Genomic DNA, 17,144 nt, shown 5'->3' with positions numbered 1-17,144 from the left:
GGCCCACCATCCGGTTCATCGCGGCCCGACGCTCATGCGATGAACCGTCCGGTGGGCCCGGGCGTGGTCACGGCGAGGTCCGGCAAGCACGGCGAGGAGAAGACGGGTCATGGGCAATCGCCCCACCGACTGGAACGCGATCGGCCTGAGCACCGATCCCACCCCGGGCGACCCCGTTCGGCTGCGCACGCTGATCACCTCGATGGAGAGCCTGGGCAAGGTCGCCCGCGAGATCGACGACGCGTTGAACTCGGTCCTGGACAAGACGGGCAACGGCGCGTTCGTCGGGCAGACCGCCGACGCGCTGCGGGAGAAGATCAGCGGCCCGCTCCGCGAGTTCGTGACCAGCATCGCGGACGCGTTCGAGCACTCGGCCAAGGCACTGCACACATACGTCGACGTGATGGAGGCCCAACAGCGGGTCGCCGACACCGCGTTGGCGAACGGGCGGGACCTGCCCCCGGAGGATCCCCAGCGCGCCACGTACGGCACGACCGCGCGCAACGCGGGCACCGCCCAGCGCACCCAGGCCGAGACCGCCGCGAAGGTGCTCAACACCGCGGCGACCGGGATCAAGCAGCCGGTGTCGAACTGCGACCTGTTCTGGGAGGCGTTCAACTGGCTGGCGATCATCCTGATCCTGCCCGCGCTGCTCCTCGGCGGCCCGCTCGCGCTGCTCGCGATCGGGATCAACCTGGTCCTGTTCGTCAAGACCGCGGTGGACGTCGCCAACGGCAAGGCCGGGTTGCTCGACCTCTTCCTGGCGGGTCTGGGCATGATCGCGCCGACCACCAAGGGCCTGAATCTGTTCAAGCTGTTCAAGGACGGCGCGAAGTTCCTGTGGACCAAGGGCATCAAGCCCTTCGCGCAGGGCGCGTGGGGCGCGCTCAAGGGCGCCTTCAACGCGGGCGCGTTCCGCTCGTTCGCGTTCATCCCCGGTCTGAAGGACTTCGCCCGGCTCGCGGGTGGTTGGATCAAGACGGGCGCGTTGTGGGTGGGCGCGGCGGCGCTGAAGATGCCGTCCTGGGTCGGCGGCATGGTCGTCAAGGGCGGCTTGGCGGTGGTCACGGGCCTCAAGGCGATACCGGCGCTGTTCCGCGCCGTTCCCGGGGCGATCAAGGGCGCCGCGGGCAGCACCTGGAAGTTCCTCAAGTCCGAACTCGGCGGCACCAAGTGGCTGCGGCTGATCCTGCCGGTGGACGCGGCCGAGATCAGCCGGTTCGGGCTCAAGCGCGCGTTGCAGATCGGCTTCTACGAGCGTGGTGTGCTCGGCAAGTTCCGCTACGCCTCGCCGCTGCTGGGCGCGGGCGGGCGCGGCCTGAGCCAGCTTCCGACCACGCCGCACCTGGGCGCGCTGCCCGAGATGCCGGTGAACGACCTGGCCCGGATCCGGGCCGGCGACTGGTCCGGGTTCGGCGCGAACGAGCTGCGGATGAAGGCACTGGACCTGCCGACGACGAACCTGACCGTCACCTCCCCCGCCGGCCTGCACATCCCCACCACCCTCGGCGAGGTGATGCAGTTCGCGCCGGACGCGGTGCGCCGCATGGACGCGCTCCTGGACATCGGCGCGCGCGACATGAAGATGGTGCAGATCGGCGACTGGGCCAAACTGCCGACGCCGGCGAACAGCGGTCGGATGGAGCTGAACGCGCTCCACTCGATCGGGCAGCTCTCCCCGACCACCGGCGCGGCCGGCGCGGTACACGCGCTGCCCACCCCGTCCACGCTGCCGGGGGTCACGCACACCCCGTCCCTGTCCACGCTGACCGCGCTCGACCTGGTCCAGACCGGGGCCGGGCACCGGCCCAGCGTGCCGTCACTGGTCACCGGCAACACCCCGAGCGCCGGTGCCGGTATCGCTCACCTGCCCGCCCCGACCGGCCATGTGACCGCGCCGAGCCTGCCCGCGGCCGGCCTGAACCACGGCCTGCCGGCGCCGAGCCTGCCCGCGCCGAACGTGGCCGGCCACGGCCTGTCCGGCCCGGGTCTGCCCGGCCACGGCGCTCCCGCCCCGCACGTGGAGCTCCAGTCGACCGGGTTCGGCTCGACGGCGAACCTGTCCGCGCCGAGTCCGTCGGCGCTCGCGGGCGGCCCGCCGCCGACGGCCCTGGTCCCGGACCACGCCGGGAACGCGCTCGACCTGCTCGACCACGGCCCGAGGTCGATGCCGCGCCCGGACGGGCCCGCCCATGCCGGCGCGCTGCCGACCACCCCGCCACCGCACGGCCCGGGCGGCGGCGAGTTGCGGCCCGGCACGCCGACCGCGAACCAGGTCGCCGTCGCGCCGACCCCGCCGCCCGGGGGCCACCTGGCCGGCCCGCCCAACCGGCTCACCGGCGCGCAGTTGGAACAGCTGTGGCAGCGCGACGCGGACCGGATCGGCGCGCTGTTCGGCAAAGCCGACAACCCGCTGCGGGCCGAGCGGATCGAGGCCTGGCGCGACCTGACCTCGGCGCGCAACGAACTGGGCCGGGCCCAGCAGGTGTTGCACGACCTGGAGGTCCGCCCCGGCGGCTCCTCGAAGCCGTCCGTGTACGAACGCGACGCCGGGATCGCGGTGCGGACCGCCTCGGCGAAGGTGGAGACCGCGACCACCCGGCTGGACGCACTGGGCGTGGACCCGGCCCGGATCGACAAGGGCATGGCCCAGATCCAGGCGCAGAGCCTGCTGGAGCGTCCGCGGCTGGTCGGCGGCACCCACCACGACCTCGGCGGCGGCAACACGCTGCCGACGACGTCTGCCGCCGGGACCGTCCCACCCCCGAACCTCACCTCGCACGTCGGTGCCGGTTCGACCCACCTCGACGGCACGACCGTACGCACACCGGTGCGCGACGGCTACCGCGTCACCGACCCCGCGACCGGCCACTCCGTCCGGTACGGCAACGACGGTCGCCTCCTCGACGAGGGTCTGGCGCTGCACTCGCCGGGTGAGCCCCGGTTCATCGTGGACGACGGCGGCGGCCGGCCGTTCCTCACCAACGCGAACGGGGATCCGGTCCTCGGCTTCGACGTCACCGTGGTGCGCGGCGGCTACCGCGTCACCGACACCACCGGCGGGCAGACCGTCCGCTACCGCACCAACGGCGCCGTCGCCGAGCAGGGCATCGCCCTCGGCGGGGCCGGCGCACCACGCTTCGTGGTGCACGGCAACGACGCCCGGCCGTCGATCCTGACCAACGCGCACGGCAAGCCGATCACCGACCGCGTCCTCACCCCGCTCGAGAACGGCTACCGGGTGAGCGATCCGGCCACCGGCGGCTCGGTCCGATACGGCGTGGACGGCCGTGTCGTCGAACACGGCCTCGCGCTCCGCGGCCTGGACGAGCCGCACTTCGTCGTCCGCGGCGAGCGGGGCCCGGTGTTGACCGACCTGCACGGCACCCGCATCGACGACGTGCACGTCACCGCGACCGACGGCGGCGGCTACCGCGTCACCGAACCCACCAGTGGACAAACCACCCGCTACCGAGGCGACGGCACCGCGGCCGACGAGGGCATCGCGCTCCAGGGCGCCCGCGACGCGCACTTCGTCGTCCCCGGCGAACACGGCCCCACACTCACCGACCTCCACGGCAACACGATCGACGGCGTACACGTCACCCCGACCACCAACGGCGGCTACCGCGTCACCGAACCCACCAGCGGACAAACCACCCGCTACCGAGGCGACGGCACCATCGCCGAAAGCGGCCTCCTACTCCACGGCGCCGGCGACACACACATCGTCGTCCCCGGCGAACACGGCCCCACACTCACCGACCTCCACGGCAACACGATCGACGGCGTACACGTCACCCCGACCACCAACGGCGGCTACCGCGTCACCGAACCCACCAGCGGACAAACCACCCGCTACCGAGGCGACGGCACCATCGCCGAAAGCGGCCTCGTACTCACCGGATTCTCCGGCGACCCGCACTTCGTACTGTTCCGCGAAGGCCGACCCTCGGTCCTCACCGACGTACACGGCAAGCCGATCACCGACCGCAGGCTGACCGAGTTCGACAGCGGCTACCACATCACCGACCCGGCCACCGGCCGCTCCGTGCGCTACGACGGCACCGGCACCGCGATCGAGCGGGAACTCGGCCTGACCGAACTCGGCGAGCCGCACTTCATCGTCGACCGCGGCGCCGGCCCCGTGCTCACCGACGTACGCGGCACCCCCGTCGCCGGCGTCGACGCCACCCCGCTCAGCGGCGGCGGCTACCGGATCACCGAGACGGCCGGCGGCCACAGCACCCGCTACACCACCAACGGCTGGGCCGCCGAACACGGCATCGCCCTCGGCGGCGGCGTCGAACCCCGCTTCGTGGTCGGCGAGGGTCCGAACCGCCACCTCACCGACACGCTCGGCACCCCGGTGCCGCACCACACCGCCACGCTCACAGCCGACCAGGGCTTCCGCATCGTCGACGCCCGCACGAACGTGTCCACCCTGCACGGTGCCGACGGCGCGTTCATCGAGCGCGGCATCGCCGTCGGCGGGCCCGGCGAGGCCCGCTTCGTGGTCGGCGAGGGCGCCGGCCGGGTCCTCACCGACGCGAACGGCGTGCGCGTCACCGACCGCGCCGTCACCGTCGTCGACAACGGCTACCGCGTCACCGACCCGGCCACCGGCCACTCGTTCCGCCACGACACCGTCAACGGCACGTTCGAGCACGGCACCAAGCTGGGTCGCGCCGGCCAGGGCCCGTTCGCGGTCGGCGACACCCTGACCGACCTGCACGGCAACCCGCTCCCGGCGGAGCAGCGGCTCACCCGCCTCACCGCCGCCGACGGCACGCACACCGGCTACCGGGTCGACGTCGTGCACCCGAACAGCCCGCGCCACGGCGAGTTCCACGAGTTCGGCACGAACGGCACGGTCACCCGCGAGGGCTTCAACGTGCTGGACGACGGCCGCTTGACCAACCACCAGTACGTCGTCGACCACAGCACCCCGACGCCGACCTGGCGCCAGGAGTTCCGCCCCGACTCCCCCGGCGACCCGTTCACCCGCAACGAGTTCCGGCACGGCACGGTGGACACGAGCGGCGCGGCCAACGGCGGGCTGCGGCTGAAGTCGAGTTCGCCCGACCGGGTGGTGATCTTCGAGCGTCGGATGTTGCCGGGCGGGACCACCCTCGACGCGTTCCGGCGTACCGACCTCAGCGGCTTCGGCACCTTCAGCCACCGCACCAAGTGGATCGAGTGGGGCGCCGACGGCACGCCCCTCGGCCAGGGTTCGCGCAAGTTCGACACGTCCGGTTTCGGCTACACCGACGTCGACGGGCACTTCGTCACGGTGCGCGAATTCCGGGACACCATCCAGAAGTTCGACGGCCGGGCCGGACACACCCTCGGCGTCAAGGGCACCGACGGCTGGACCTGGCACCGCTTCGACGGCACCGGCAACGAGTTGGCGAGCGGTCCGCGTACCACGCACTGGGACGGCGGCTGGAGCGACCGGCACGGGCCCGGGGCCGGCACCCACGCGGGCGAACTGGTCCAGAAGCAGTGGGGAGAACTGCACCGGACCGATCACGCCCGGCACTACCGCGAACACCCGCTGGGCGCCGACGGTTTCCGCAAGGCGTCCTGGGACGAGGTGTCGCCGCAGGGCAAGGAGACCGGGAAGCACGTGGTGGAGACGAACGGTTCGACGTTCACCACGACCCGGGTCTCCGAGCAGCGCCCGCCGAGCTGGGCCCGCAAGTGGCTGACCGACAACTGGACGCAACCGGCCGGCAACCACGCCTTCCTCGCCTCCGACACCCGCTACCAGGTGTTCACCTGGGAGAAGTCGGTCGCCGGCGCGGACGGCACCGTGGTCCACAGCAACGGCACCCGCTTCGTCGGCGACGACGGCAGTTCCTTCGACCTCCTCGCCGACGGCACCTTCGCCCGCTCGCAGATCAAGATGGCCGACGGTTCGACCCTCAAGGCCGGGGACACGGTACGGCCGCACGCGAACGCCCCGGCCGGAACGGTCCCGTGGAGCAAGGGTGATGCCATCGGCTACCGCCTGGACGCCCCCGGGCCCGGTGGGCGCGGTTGGCAGGACTTCCGGCCGGTGACGAACGCGGACGGTGTCGTCACCCATTGGGAAATGGTTCGCGAGGGCTTCGAGAACGGCAACATCCGGCACTACACCACGCCGGAATCGCCCGTGCACGGAAACGCCGGCTCGGCGGCGCCGGCCCCCGAGGCCCCGGTCGCCCCCAACCCGCGCGGCAACTGGGTCGAGTACGACGCCCACGGCTACGTGGCCGGTCGGCGGGACACCTGGACACTCGCCGCCGGCAACGAGATCACGATCGTCGCGCACGGCTCGTCGACCGCGAAGACCTGGCGATGGGAACGGCTCGACGCCGCCGGCCAGGTGCACGAGTCCGGCAAGCGGGTGTTGTTCCGCAGCTCGGACGACCCCAAACTGCCGTTCGACGACTCGTTCCGGGACTTCGACGCGCACAACAACCTGGTCCGCGAACGACGCATGCTCGACGACGGCCGCTACGTCGACGCGTGGCGGGCACCGGGCACCGAGACCTGGACCTGGCAGAAGTTCGACCGGGCGGGCGCGATCATGCCCCAGCCGGGCACGGGCACCCACGAGCGGGTGTGGTGGAACCCGAAGGCGGCCGACGGCGCCGGCGGCTGGCAGGCGACCCCGCTCGACGGCAAAAACCTGCTCTTCCGCGACCGGTTCGTACCCACCACGGGCGAGACGCTGGTGATCCGCGAGACCCCGCCGCACATCACCGACGCGCCGGCGCGGGTGCGCGAGTACGGGCCGGGCGGCGCCACGTCGCCGAACACCGCCACCTGGAAGGAGTTCGACCACGGCACCGCGGTGCGTACCCGATCGGCCCTGCCCGACGGGCAGTTCCTGGAGCGGGACGCGTGGCGCGGCCAGTGGCGGCGCTACGACGGGGACGGCAACCTGCTGGCCCGGCGCACCGACGGCGGCGCGGTGATCACCACCGACTCGCTGGGCCGGTGGCGCGTGGTCGGCAGCGAGTACGACTTCCGCGGCCAGGTGACCGAGGTGCGCGGCTGGGTGCGGCGCGTCCGCGAGGGCCAACGCATGCCGTGGAAGGGCGACATGGGCCACATCGACGCGACGCGATTCCGCACCGCGCTCGCCGGCATCCCGGACATCCCGACGACCGGCCCGATCCACTTGGCCGAAGCCGCCTACCAGAGTGGGGGGTCGGTCCTGGGCAAGAAGCTCGCGCTGGAATTCGCCCAGGAGTTCGCCATCGAGTTCGCCGCGAACATCATCGTCGCCGACATCAACGCCAGGGCGCAGGGCAAGAGCCTGACCGAGACCGACTGGCAGAAGGCGGCGCTGAACGCGGCGGTCGGCGGCGTGGTCAAGGGCGGTGTGGGCGCCTTCGTGCACGAGAACAAGTGGGACGGCTTCCGCAAGCTCGGCGACCTCAAGAGCGGCTACGGCAACATCGACGGCGGCAAGCACTGGAACCGCCGGCCGGGCAACCACGACAAGACGTGGGCCAACGAGTGGGCGGGCAACGAGACCGCGGTGCGCTGGCGAAGCGGCACCTACGACTTCGGCTACAGCGCCGGCGTCGGCATGCTGGCCGGGTTGATCAACGGCAGCATCAACGCGAGCGTGTTCGGCGTCAAGGGCGCCGACGGCCTCACCCACAAGCTCTTCGGCTGGGAGGCGCTGGGCGACGGCGGGATCGCCTCGTTGTCCGGCGTGGTCAGCACCGGCAGTGCCTCGCTCGCCCGGATCGGCTTCCTCAACGCCGCCGGCGGTCGGTTCTTCCACCGCCAGGGCGTGGCCGAGTTCCTGCTCAACATCGGATTCAAGATCGGCGAGAAGATGTTCAACGGGTGGTTGCTGCCCAAGGTGCGCGCGGGGATCGACCCGGCCTGGTACCAGCAGAAGGATGCGTAGCGAAGGTGCGTAGCGCACAGATGTCGAGCGTCGAGCGGCACACCGGCGGCGCCGCCCCGGCGCCCGTGCGGGTGGCCGCCAAGGGCCGGGGCGCCCACCGTCGGATCGCGGACGCGGTACGGGCCGCCGCGCCGGGGGCGACCGTCCTGATCGAGGCCGGCCACTACACCGAGTCCCTGGTGCTGGACCGGTCGGTGACGCTGTGTCCGGAACCGGGCGGGGGCGAGGTGGTGCTGACCGCGAGCGCCGAGGGGCCGGCGATCACGGTCGACGCGGCGGACTGCGCGGTGCGCGGGCTGACCGTGCGGGGCGCGGGCGGCGACACGCCGGCGGTCGGCGTGGGTCCGGGCGCGGGCCTGATCGTGGCCGACTGCGCGGTCCGGGGCGGCCGGATCGAGGTGCGCGGCGGCCCCGACCGAAACGAACCCGACGGCGCCGACCCGGACCTGGACGCGCCGCCGACCGCCGGCGGCACCACCTCGGCGCTGCTGCTCACCGGCACGCGCGTGACCGGCGCGCGGCTCGCGGGACTGCACGTGTCCGGCGACGCGCGGGCGCGCGTGGAGGACGTCGAGGTGGGCACGATCGAGGGCACCGGGATCGTGGTCTCCGGCAGCGCCCGGGTCGGCATCGCCCGGCTGCGCCTGGACGCCACCTCCGGCTCCGGGATCCGGCTGCGCGGCCGGGCCGTATTGCGCCTGGTCGACTCGGTGTTGCACGGCTGCGGGCGGGTGGGCCTGCTGCTCGAGGACGCCTCCTCGGCCGCCGCGAGCGAGAGCCGGGTCAGCGCGCCGGGCGCGGCCGGGATCCGGCTCGGCGGCACCGCGCGGGCCGAACTGACCGACTGTCGGATCCTGGACGCCGCCGCGGCCGGCATCGTGCTCGACGGCAGTGCGCGGGTGCTCGCGCAGGGCTGCGCGGTGCGCCGCTCGGCGACCAACGGGGTGCTGCTCACCGAGGACGCGGCGGCCGAGTTGAGCGACTGCCGCATCCTCGACTCGGGTTTCGGCTCGATCCACGCGGCCGGGACAACCGTTCTCAAACTGGCCGACTGCCGGGTGGCGGGCACTCCCGAACACGGCGTGCACACCGCGGACAGCGCCCGGGTGGAGCTGACCGACTGCACGGTCTCCGCCGCCGCGATGAGCGGGATCGCGATCACCGGCCGCTCCTCGGCGGCGCTGTCCGGCTGCCTGGTCGCGGACACCACGACCGGGATCGGCATCGCGTCGCCCACCGGGTCGCGGGTGTCGGGATGTACGGTGCGCGCGGCCGGGCGCACCGGGATCGAGGTGACCGGCGAGGGTGTCGCCGAGTTGACCGGCAACCGGGTCACCGGCGCCGGTGCGGCGGGCATCGTGTTCGACGCGGGTTCGCGGGCCGAGTTGGCGGGCGGCTCGATCGAGGACTGCACCGGGTCGGGGCTGGTGGTGTGGACCGGCGCCCGGCCGACCGTGCACGGGGTGCGGATCGAACGCCCCGGCAAGAACGGGCTGTTCGTGGCCGAGCAGGCCGGCGGCACCTACACCGGCTGCGATGTGATCGGCGCGGGCTATGCCGCGCTGCACGTGGGCGGCGGCGCGGATCCGCTGTTCCGGCGTTGTCGGCTGCGCGACTGTACGGACGACCTGAGCACCGACCCGGAGGCCGCGCCGGTGTTCGACGACTGCGATCCGGCGCTCGGCGGCGTGGTGTCCGGCGCGCAACCGGCCCCCGCGGCGATCGCGGGCGTGGGGCCGGGCCCGGCCGCCGCACCGCCGGTGCCGGATCGGCCCGAGGTGGTCGAGGAGAATCTGACCGACCTGCTGGCCGAACTCGGCGAACTGGTCGGCCTGGACGGGGTCAAGCGCGACGTCGCGTCGATGGCCAAGCTGATGCAGACGGTCCGGTTGCGGGTCGAGGCCGGGCTGCCCGCGCCGCCACTGAGCCGGCACCTGGTCTTCGCGGGCAACCCGGGCACCGGCAAGACCACGGTGGCCCGGCTGTACGGCCGTCTGCTCAAGGCGCTCGGGCTGCTCGGCCACGGGCACCTGGTCGAGGTCGACCGCAGCGCGCTGGTCGGCGAATACGTGGGTCACACCGGGCCCAAGACCGCCGCCGCGTTCAACCGGGCGATCGGCGGCGTGTTGTTCATCGACGAGGCGTACTCGCTCTCCCCGCTCGCGGGCGGCAACGACTTCGGCTCCGAGGCGATCGCCACACTGGTGAAGCTGATGGAGGATCACCGCGACGACGTGGTGGTGATCGCGGCGGGCTATCCCGACGACATGGACCGCTTCGTGTCCTCCAACCCGGGCCTGGCGTCGCGGTTCACCCGCACGCTGCTCTTCGAGGACTACGACGCCGAGCAGTTGGTGGCCATCGTCGAGCACCAGGCCGAACGGCACCGCTACGAACTCACCCCCGCCGCACGCACCGAACTGCTCGCGCTGTTCGCCGGCATGTCCCGGGGCGGCGGCTTCGGCAACGGGCGTTCGGCCCGCCAGGCGTTCCAGGAGATGACGGAGCGCCAGGCCGGCCGGGTCGCCGAACTCGAACACCCGGACGCGGCCCAGCTGATCGCGCTGGAGGTCGCGGATCTGCCGACGTCGTTGGCCTCCTAGCCGGCACTGCAACGGTGTTTGTCCGTCGGGTCGGGCCATGCCTTCCGCGCGGTCGGGAGTGTGGTGGGCCGCTTGCGCGGGCGCGATCAGCGGGCGGGTTTCGTCTCCCGCGCCGCGGCGGGTGCGGGGGGCTGCCATTCGGTGGACGGGGCCCAGGACCGGGTGAGCGCGGCGGCGGGGACGAGCCGGAGCAGGGAGTTGCGCACCACTTGGCGCCACCCGCCACCGAGGTCGGCGCCGTAGCGGGCCATGAGTGTTGCCTGGCGGGCGATCGAGTGACACCGGGGCCGGCGGGCGGCATCGAACGCCACCAGGCCCGAGGCGAGTTCCGCGGAACCGGCGACGGGGCCACCTACGATGCGCCCCAGGCACACGCCGTCTTCGAGGGCGGTCGCGGCCCCTTGGCCGTTGGAGGGCAATGCGGCGTGGGCCGCGTCCCCGATCATGACGACCCGGCCTCGCGTATAGGTCGGAAGCCCGCCGGGCAGGTGGTGGACGTCGTGCCGCATGAGCCGTGACGCGGAGGTTGCCGCGACGAGCTCGACGGCACGGGGATCCCAACCCGCGAAGTGGTCGCGTGCCGCCGCGAGTTCGTCCTCGAAGGTGGTGTGCTCGGGGCAGCGGAAGTAGCCGTACCAGTACAACTCGGAGTCACTGACCCTCATCGCGCCGAACTCCGTGCCCGGCCCCCAGAATTCCATGAGCCGTCCGTCGCTCGAAGTGTCGGGGACGACCGCCCGCCAGCTGGTGCTGCCGCTGTACCGAGGGCGTGTGCCCGGGAAGACCTGGTCGCGGACCGTGCTCCACATGCCGTCCGCACCCACGACGATGTCGGACTCGATGACCTGCTCGTCGTCGTCGGACCGCCAGGACACTGTCGCGGGCTCGCCGCCGACGGATCCCGGCCGTACCTCCGCGACCCGCGCCCCGGCGATCAGCCGCACCCCGGCGGCGTCCGCCGCGGCACGCAGAGCGGCGTGGAGGCGCGCGCGGTGGACGCCCCAGACGGTGGCCACTCGGCGCACGTCCGGCCGCTCGTCGGGAATCCGGAGGATCCGGCGTCCGCGGAAATCCCGAAAGCCCGTCGCCGTTGTCTCGTGCGCTATCGCCGCGATCTTCTCGTCGTCGAACCCGAGGGCGCGCAGTGCGGTGATCCCGTTGCGTGGAAGGGCGACACCGGCGCCGAGTTCGTCGAACGCGGCGGACCGTTCCAACACTGTCGTCGTCCAGCCGGCATGGGCCAGGGAGACTGCCGCGGCAAGCCCGGCGATCCCTCCGCCTACGACCGTCGCCGTCATATTCACCATGGGGTCGGCTCCTCTTTTCCCGTGTCCGCCGCCGGGGGCGTGCCTACTACAGCGATCGTTCCAGTACGATCGTACCAGCACGAGCGTACTGGAACGAATGTAGCGATAGACTCGGAAGGTGCCACCGATCAACGAAGCCCGTCGCCGGGGCCTTGCGGACGCCGCCATTGCCCTGCTCGCGTCGGGCGGAGTGCACGGGCTGACGCATCGCAGCGTCGAGAAGACCGCGAAAGTGCCCAGCGGAACCGCATCGAACTACTTTCCGACCAGGGAAGCGCTTCTCGTCGGTGCGGCGGAGCGGGTCGTCGAGCTGCACCTGGCGGACATGGAGTCCGCTTCGCGAGGCGAGGCGATGCCCCAGGCCGTCGACGAGCCGGGATCCATGCCTTCATCGGCTCGGGAAGGTCGGCGGGACACCGCGACAGCCGCGCGTCTGGTCGACCTGCTGACCGCGTCGCTCCTCAATGCCGCGACGCGGCAGCGCGACCGGTATCGCGCGATCTGCGAACTCCGACTCGAGGCGGCCCGGTGGCCGGCGCTGGCATCGGCGCTGGCCGGTCTCACGGAGCTGACGCAGGCACAGACCGAAAGCCTGCATGCCGATCTGGGGACACGACTGCCGGCGTCGGCGATCCGAACCCTGATCACCTTGTACAGCGGCACCTTGTTCACGCTTGTCACGACGCCCCTCGCGGAGATCGAGGAAGCCGCCGTCCGTGATCTGGTCGAAGCATCGGTCCGGGGAGTTGTCGGGGAGCCGGGCCCCTCGTGAACGGCCCGATCCCACCGGACCGAAGACGAGCGGTCTCAGCGAAGACCGGCCACATCGACGACCGACACAACCGGCAGCCACGGAATGACCGTTGCGGTGCTACCAGCGCGGGGTTCAGCGCGGGTACATCTTGAGCACCTTGCCGTCCAGATCGGCCCGCAGATAGCCGGAACCGTAGTCGTCGGAGACGTACACCTTCAGCGTCGCCACCCGGTCGATCAGCCCGAGGTCCACGTTGACGTGGCGGTTCTTCGGCGTGGTGACGCCGAGTTCCTTCTCCGCCTTGGCCATCAGCGCCGGCAACGCGTCCCAGTTGACCTTCGTGAGATCGATGGTCTTGTCGTCACGATCGGTGCGACCCGAACCGGTGTCCTTCGTGGTCTCCCCCTTGCGGTAGGAATAGCGGTCCTGGAGGCGGGCGTTACCGGGCACCGGCGCCTCGATCGACGCGTAGTCGTCGTAGAGGTTGATGGACTTGACCCGGGTCCCGCCGATGACCGGCTTCATCGAGTCGATGACGCGGCGCACGCCGGCCGGCGTCATCAGGTTCACCGTGTCCGCGGCGGGCTTGGTGGCGGACGCGCTCGGCGACGAGCGTTCGTCCGGCTCGGTCCGCTCGTCCGACGAACTCCCGGACGCCTGCGGCGGCATGTTCTTTCCCGTCGCGGCCGGCTCGGCCCCGTGCCCGGCCGTGTCCGACCCCGGGTCGCGGAGCTGGGACACCAGGAGCACCGCGACCAGCGTGCCGACCAGGGCCGTGGCGACCACCGATCCGCCGACGATCCGGTTGCGCCGTGCCCGCTGCCGGGCGGCCGACTCGGGCGTCGCCGGGGTGAACGCCGAACCGTACGGCGAGCCCGCTCCGGACGACCCGGCCGGCGCCGCCGAGCCGACCGGCACCTCGCCCGAAGGGTGCGCCGAAGCCCCCTGAAACGAACCGGAGTTCGGTCCTCCGCCGACCCGATCCGCCCCCGCCCATCCGGGCCCGACCCGATCCGCCCCCGCCCACGCGGGCCCGGACCCGGAGCGCGAACCCGTATCGGCCCCGAACGCGGCATCGAAGCCGGAACGGGACCCGGAGTCCGACCCCGAGTCGACCGCCCGACCACCGCCGAGGTCGCCCGGCTGCCAGGCCAGGGCGTCCGCCACCGGCAACGCCGAGGTCGTGTGCTGCGACGAGGGCCGCGCGCCCGGCTCGCCCGCGGCCGCCGCGAGCAGCGCGTCCAGTTGCGCGGCGTCCGGCCGAGCCGCCGGATCCCGCACCAGCAGCGCTTCCAACACCGGCCGCAACGCCCCCGCGCGGACCGGCGCCGGCACCGTCTCGGTGAGCACCGCGGCGAGCGTGGCCAGGCTGGTCGCCCGGCGCAGCGGGTGCTCCCCCTCCACCGCCACGTACAACATCATCCCGAGCGACCACAGGTCCGACGCGGCGTTGTCCTCCTCGCCGCGAATGCGCTCCGGGGCGATGTATTCGGGCGAGCCGATCAGGTCCCCGGTCGCGGTCAGGCTGGTCGACTCGCGCAGCGCGGCGATGCCGAAGTCGGTCAGGACCGGGCTGCCGTCGGCGCGCAGCAGTACGTTGCCCGGCTTCACGTCGCGGTGGTGGATCCCGGCCGCGTGCGCGGCGCTCAGCGCGGACAGTACGCCACGACCGATCACTGCGGCCTCGGCGGGGGCGATCGGCCCGTTGGCCAACCGGTCGTGCAGGGATCCGCCGGGGACCAGTTCCATCACCAGCCACGGGTGCGGAACCTCGGCGGCGTCCACGATGTGATGGATCGTCACCACGTGCGGGTGGTTCAGCCTGGCCAGCGACCTGGCCTCGCGCAACACCCGCTCGCGCAACATCCGGGCGGCGGTCGGGTCGTTTTCCAGCAGTGCCGGGTCGGGCGGCCGGACCTCCTTGAGCGCGACCTCGCGCTCGAGGGCCAGGTCGCGCGCCCGCCAGACCAAGCCCATGCCGCCACCACCGAGCCGCTCCAGCAACTCGAAGCGGCCGTCGATCACGCGTCTGCCAGGTATACCCGGGGTCATGCGGCACACCCTACAAATCAGGACTCCCACCACAGCCACCGCCGGCCGCATCGTGGGCAGATCCCTCGCCGAGGCGACCGACGAACGCCCACGGGGCGTAGCCGACGTGGTGTCGGTGGCTACGCCGCCGCGGAACGGGACCGACCGCGGCTGCGGCCCGCACGCCCGAACCCCCGTCCGGCCCGCGGCGGAGACGGGGCGCGCGCTTCGGTGACCGCTCAGCCGCGCCGTGCCGCCACCACGTCGAGCAAGCGGCCGATCCGGTTGCTGATGATCATGTCCACGCCCATGTCCAACAGCCTGCGCATCACCCGGGGCGAGTCCACCGTCCAGGCACTCACGCCGTATCCGTCCGCGTGGCAGCGCGCCACCGACTCCGCGTCGTACGCCCGCCAGCGCAGGTTGATGTACTCCGGCCGGAGCGTCCGCAGCACGTCCTCGCCCGGCACCCGCGCGAACGAGTCGCCGCTGAGCCCGATGTGGGCCTCGGGCGCATGCTCGCGGACCATACCCATCGCGACCGGCCCACCGACGTAGAGGATCTGCTCGTTCAGCCCGTGCCGGGCGACCGCCTCGGTCGCGGGGCCGGCCAGTTCGATCTCGCCGAAGTCGACCATCAGCCCGCCGGGGCCGCCCTTGATCAGGTCCAACGCCTCGTCGAAGCTCGGCACCCGATACTTCCCGCGCCGGCCGATCTCCCGGACCTCGGCCAGGGTCAACTCGCGCACCCGCGCGTTGCGCCACCACAACCGGCGCAGCGTCGCGTCGTGCAGCAGTACGAGGTGTCCGTCCCGGGTCACCTCCAGGTCGATCTCGACCAGGTCGGCCCCGCGCTCCAGCGCGCTCGACAACGACGGCAGGGTGTTCTCCCGGTAGCGCCGGGGATCGCCTCGGTGGGCCACGGCCAGGGTCACGACAAACCTCTCGATCGGGGACCGGCGGGCACACCGTACACGCGCCGCGCCCGCCCCGGGTTCATCGCGTCGAGGGCCCGCCGGAGGCGCCGAATCCGCGCAGCAGGGTGTCCACGATCCGGGTCGCGAGCACGTCCGCGTCCTCGCCCCGGTCGTCCTGCGCCGACTCGTGGATCAGCGCGTAGTAGACGCGCCGGGTCCAGTCGAGGTCCACCTCCGGACGCAGCAGCCCGCTCTCGCGTGCCCGACGAAAGAGCCGATCGCACCGATCGAGCACGTCGGTGTGCAGGTGCGCGACCTCGGGGTCGTCGGTGCGCGGCGCGTTCATCGCGAAGCCCCACGCGATCTTGACCCGCAACACGTTCGCGGTCACCTGGTACAGCGCCACCGCCGGCGGTGTGGCGTCCGGCCGCGCCGCCGTCACCGCGTCGTGGAACTGCCGTGTGGCCCACCGGGTCATCGCCACGATCAGCGCGTCGCGGGTGGCGAAGCGCCGGTGCACGGTGGTTCGCGCCACGCCGGCGGCCTCGGCGATCTGCTCCATCGTGGCCGAGGGGTTGGCGCTCAGGACGCGCTCGGCGGCCTCCAGGATCGCGCGCACGGTCCGCTCCGCGTCCGCGCGCAGCGGTCGCGCCCGGCCACCGGTTCCGTCTGGTGGGAAAGTCACCTTCGAACTGTACGGCAACGACGCCAGTCGATTCATACTTGCAACATCAATGACGCATGTTCTAGGTTCAGTGCATCACCGAAGCAGCAGGTCGGTCGTCGAAAACCATCGACGCCGACTGCCCACCAAGGAGTTCTCATGGACCTGCGCCTCACCGACAAGACCGCCCTCGTGACCGGCGCGAGTCGCGGCATCGGGCTCGCCATCGTGTCCACGCTCGTCGCCGAAGGGGCCCGGGTCCTGGCCGCGTCCCGCACGATCACCCCGGAGCTGACCGCCACCGGCGCCACGACCATGGCGGTCGACCTGGCCCTACCCGACGGCCCGAGCCGCCTGGTCGATCGGGCCCTCGCCGAGTTCGGCCGGCTCGACGTCCTGGTCAACAACGTCGGCGGGGGCGACGCCGGCGGCGAGTCGCAGACCGGCGGCTTCCTGAGCTTCACCGACGAGCAGTGGCTGGCCTCGTTCGAGCTGAACTTCCTGGCCGGCGTACGCACCACCCGGGCCGCGCTGCCCGCGTTGGTCGACACGCGCGGCACGATCGTGAACATCTCCTCGCTCGGCGGCCGGGTGCCGCACAGCGGGCCGGTGCCGTATACGACCGCCAAGGCCGCGCTCACCGCGTTCGGCAAGGCCGTGGCGGAGGAGTTCGGCCCACGCGGCGTCCGGGTCAACACGGTCTCCCCCGGCCCGGTGCGCACCGCGATGTGGGAGGCGCCGGACGGCTACGGCGCCCAACTGGCCGCGTCCATGGGCCTGTCCCACGAGCAGTTGCTCGACGCCCTGCCCGGCGCGTCGGGCATGGTCACCGGCCGCTTCGTCGACCCGGCAGAGGTGGCCACCGCGGTCGCCTACCTGGCGTCCCCGCTCGCCGGCAGCGTCACCGGCACGGACCATCTCGTCGACGGGGGCGCGCTCAAGGCGGCCTGAAC

At 72.4% G+C, this 17,144-nt stretch carries 8 protein-coding genes; 4 read left to right on the top strand and 4 right to left on the bottom strand.

The features are described 5' to 3' along the window. Positions 1–109 precede the first annotated feature (109 nt). Entirely contained in the window at positions 110–7,915 is a 7,806-nt protein-coding gene (locus tag ACFRCG_RS31840; protein WP_380037806.1) for a hypothetical protein, read from the top strand. A gap of 5 nt (positions 7,916–7,920) precedes the next feature. Further along, complete coding sequence (locus ACFRCG_RS31835) at positions 7,921–10,518, top strand: right-handed parallel beta-helix repeat-containing protein (protein WP_380037803.1); 2,598 nt, start codon at positions 7,921–7,923, stop codon at positions 10,516–10,518. A gap of 86 nt (positions 10,519–10,604) precedes the next feature. Here ACFRCG_RS31835 and ACFRCG_RS31830 read toward each other — a convergent pair whose 3' ends face one another. Continuing rightward, positions 10,605–11,825 carry an FAD-dependent oxidoreductase gene (locus ACFRCG_RS31830; protein ID WP_380037801.1) on the bottom strand — a complete coding sequence of 407 codons (1,221 nt, stop codon included), beginning with the start codon at positions 11,823–11,825 and terminating at the stop codon, positions 10,605–10,607. Between the two features lie 118 nt (positions 11,826–11,943). On the opposite strand from ACFRCG_RS31830, the gene ACFRCG_RS31825 reads away from it, so the two are divergent. Continuing rightward, positions 11,944–12,597 carry a TetR/AcrR family transcriptional regulator gene (locus tag ACFRCG_RS31825; protein ID WP_380037799.1) on the top strand — a complete coding sequence of 218 codons (654 nt, stop codon included), beginning with the start codon at positions 11,944–11,946 and terminating at the stop codon, positions 12,595–12,597. Positions 12,598–12,711: 114 nt separating this feature from the next. Here the strand turns inward: ACFRCG_RS31825 and ACFRCG_RS31820 are convergent, their stop codons facing one another. From ACFRCG_RS31820 to ACFRCG_RS31810, 3 genes are all read right to left on the bottom strand, one after another. Next, a complete protein-coding gene (locus tag ACFRCG_RS31820) occupies positions 12,712–14,631 on the bottom strand; it encodes a protein kinase (RefSeq protein ID WP_380037797.1) in 1,920 nt (639 codons plus the stop codon). A 218-nt stretch (positions 14,632–14,849) separates the two neighbouring features. Then, positions 14,850–15,545, bottom strand: coding sequence for a glycerophosphodiester phosphodiesterase (locus ACFRCG_RS31815; protein ID WP_379998075.1), 696 nt, complete (start codon positions 15,543–15,545; stop codon positions 14,850–14,852). A 61-nt stretch (positions 15,546–15,606) separates the two neighbouring features. Then, positions 15,607–16,212: a TetR/AcrR family transcriptional regulator gene (locus tag ACFRCG_RS31810; protein ID WP_380037795.1), complete on the bottom strand. Its 606-nt coding sequence runs from the start codon at positions 16,210–16,212 to the stop codon at positions 15,607–15,609. 138 nt (positions 16,213–16,350) lie between these two features. Here ACFRCG_RS31810 and ACFRCG_RS31805 point away from each other — a divergent pair, with 138 nt between their 5' ends. Then, positions 16,351–17,142 carry an SDR family NAD(P)-dependent oxidoreductase gene (locus tag ACFRCG_RS31805; protein WP_380037793.1) on the top strand — a complete coding sequence of 264 codons (792 nt, stop codon included), beginning with the start codon at positions 16,351–16,353 and terminating at the stop codon, positions 17,140–17,142. Positions 17,143–17,144: the final 2 nt, after the last annotated feature.

The sequence above is a fragment of the Embleya sp. NPDC056575 genome (genome assembly GCF_042793325.1).
Lineage (GTDB): Bacteria > Actinomycetota > Actinomycetes > Streptomycetales > Streptomycetaceae > Embleya.
Note: the sequence above shows the minus strand (reverse complement) of the source record. Positions and strands in the feature narration are given on the sequence as shown.

Excerpts from the sequence above, each read along its gene's own strand:
- ACFRCG_RS31840 (WP_380037806.1), top strand. The coding sequence starts at position 110 with ATGGGCAATCGCCCCACCGACTGGAACGCGATCGGCCTGAGCACCGAT.
- ACFRCG_RS31830 (WP_380037801.1), bottom strand. The coding sequence starts at position 11,825 with ATGGTGAATATGACGGCGACGGTCGTAGGCGGAGGGATCGCCGGGCTT.
- ACFRCG_RS31820 (WP_380037797.1), bottom strand. The coding sequence starts at position 14,631 with ATGACCCCGGGTATACCTGGCAGACGCGTGATCGACGGCCGCTTCGAG.
- ACFRCG_RS31805 (WP_380037793.1), top strand. The coding sequence starts at position 16,351 with ATGGACCTGCGCCTCACCGACAAGACCGCCCTCGTGACCGGCGCGAGT.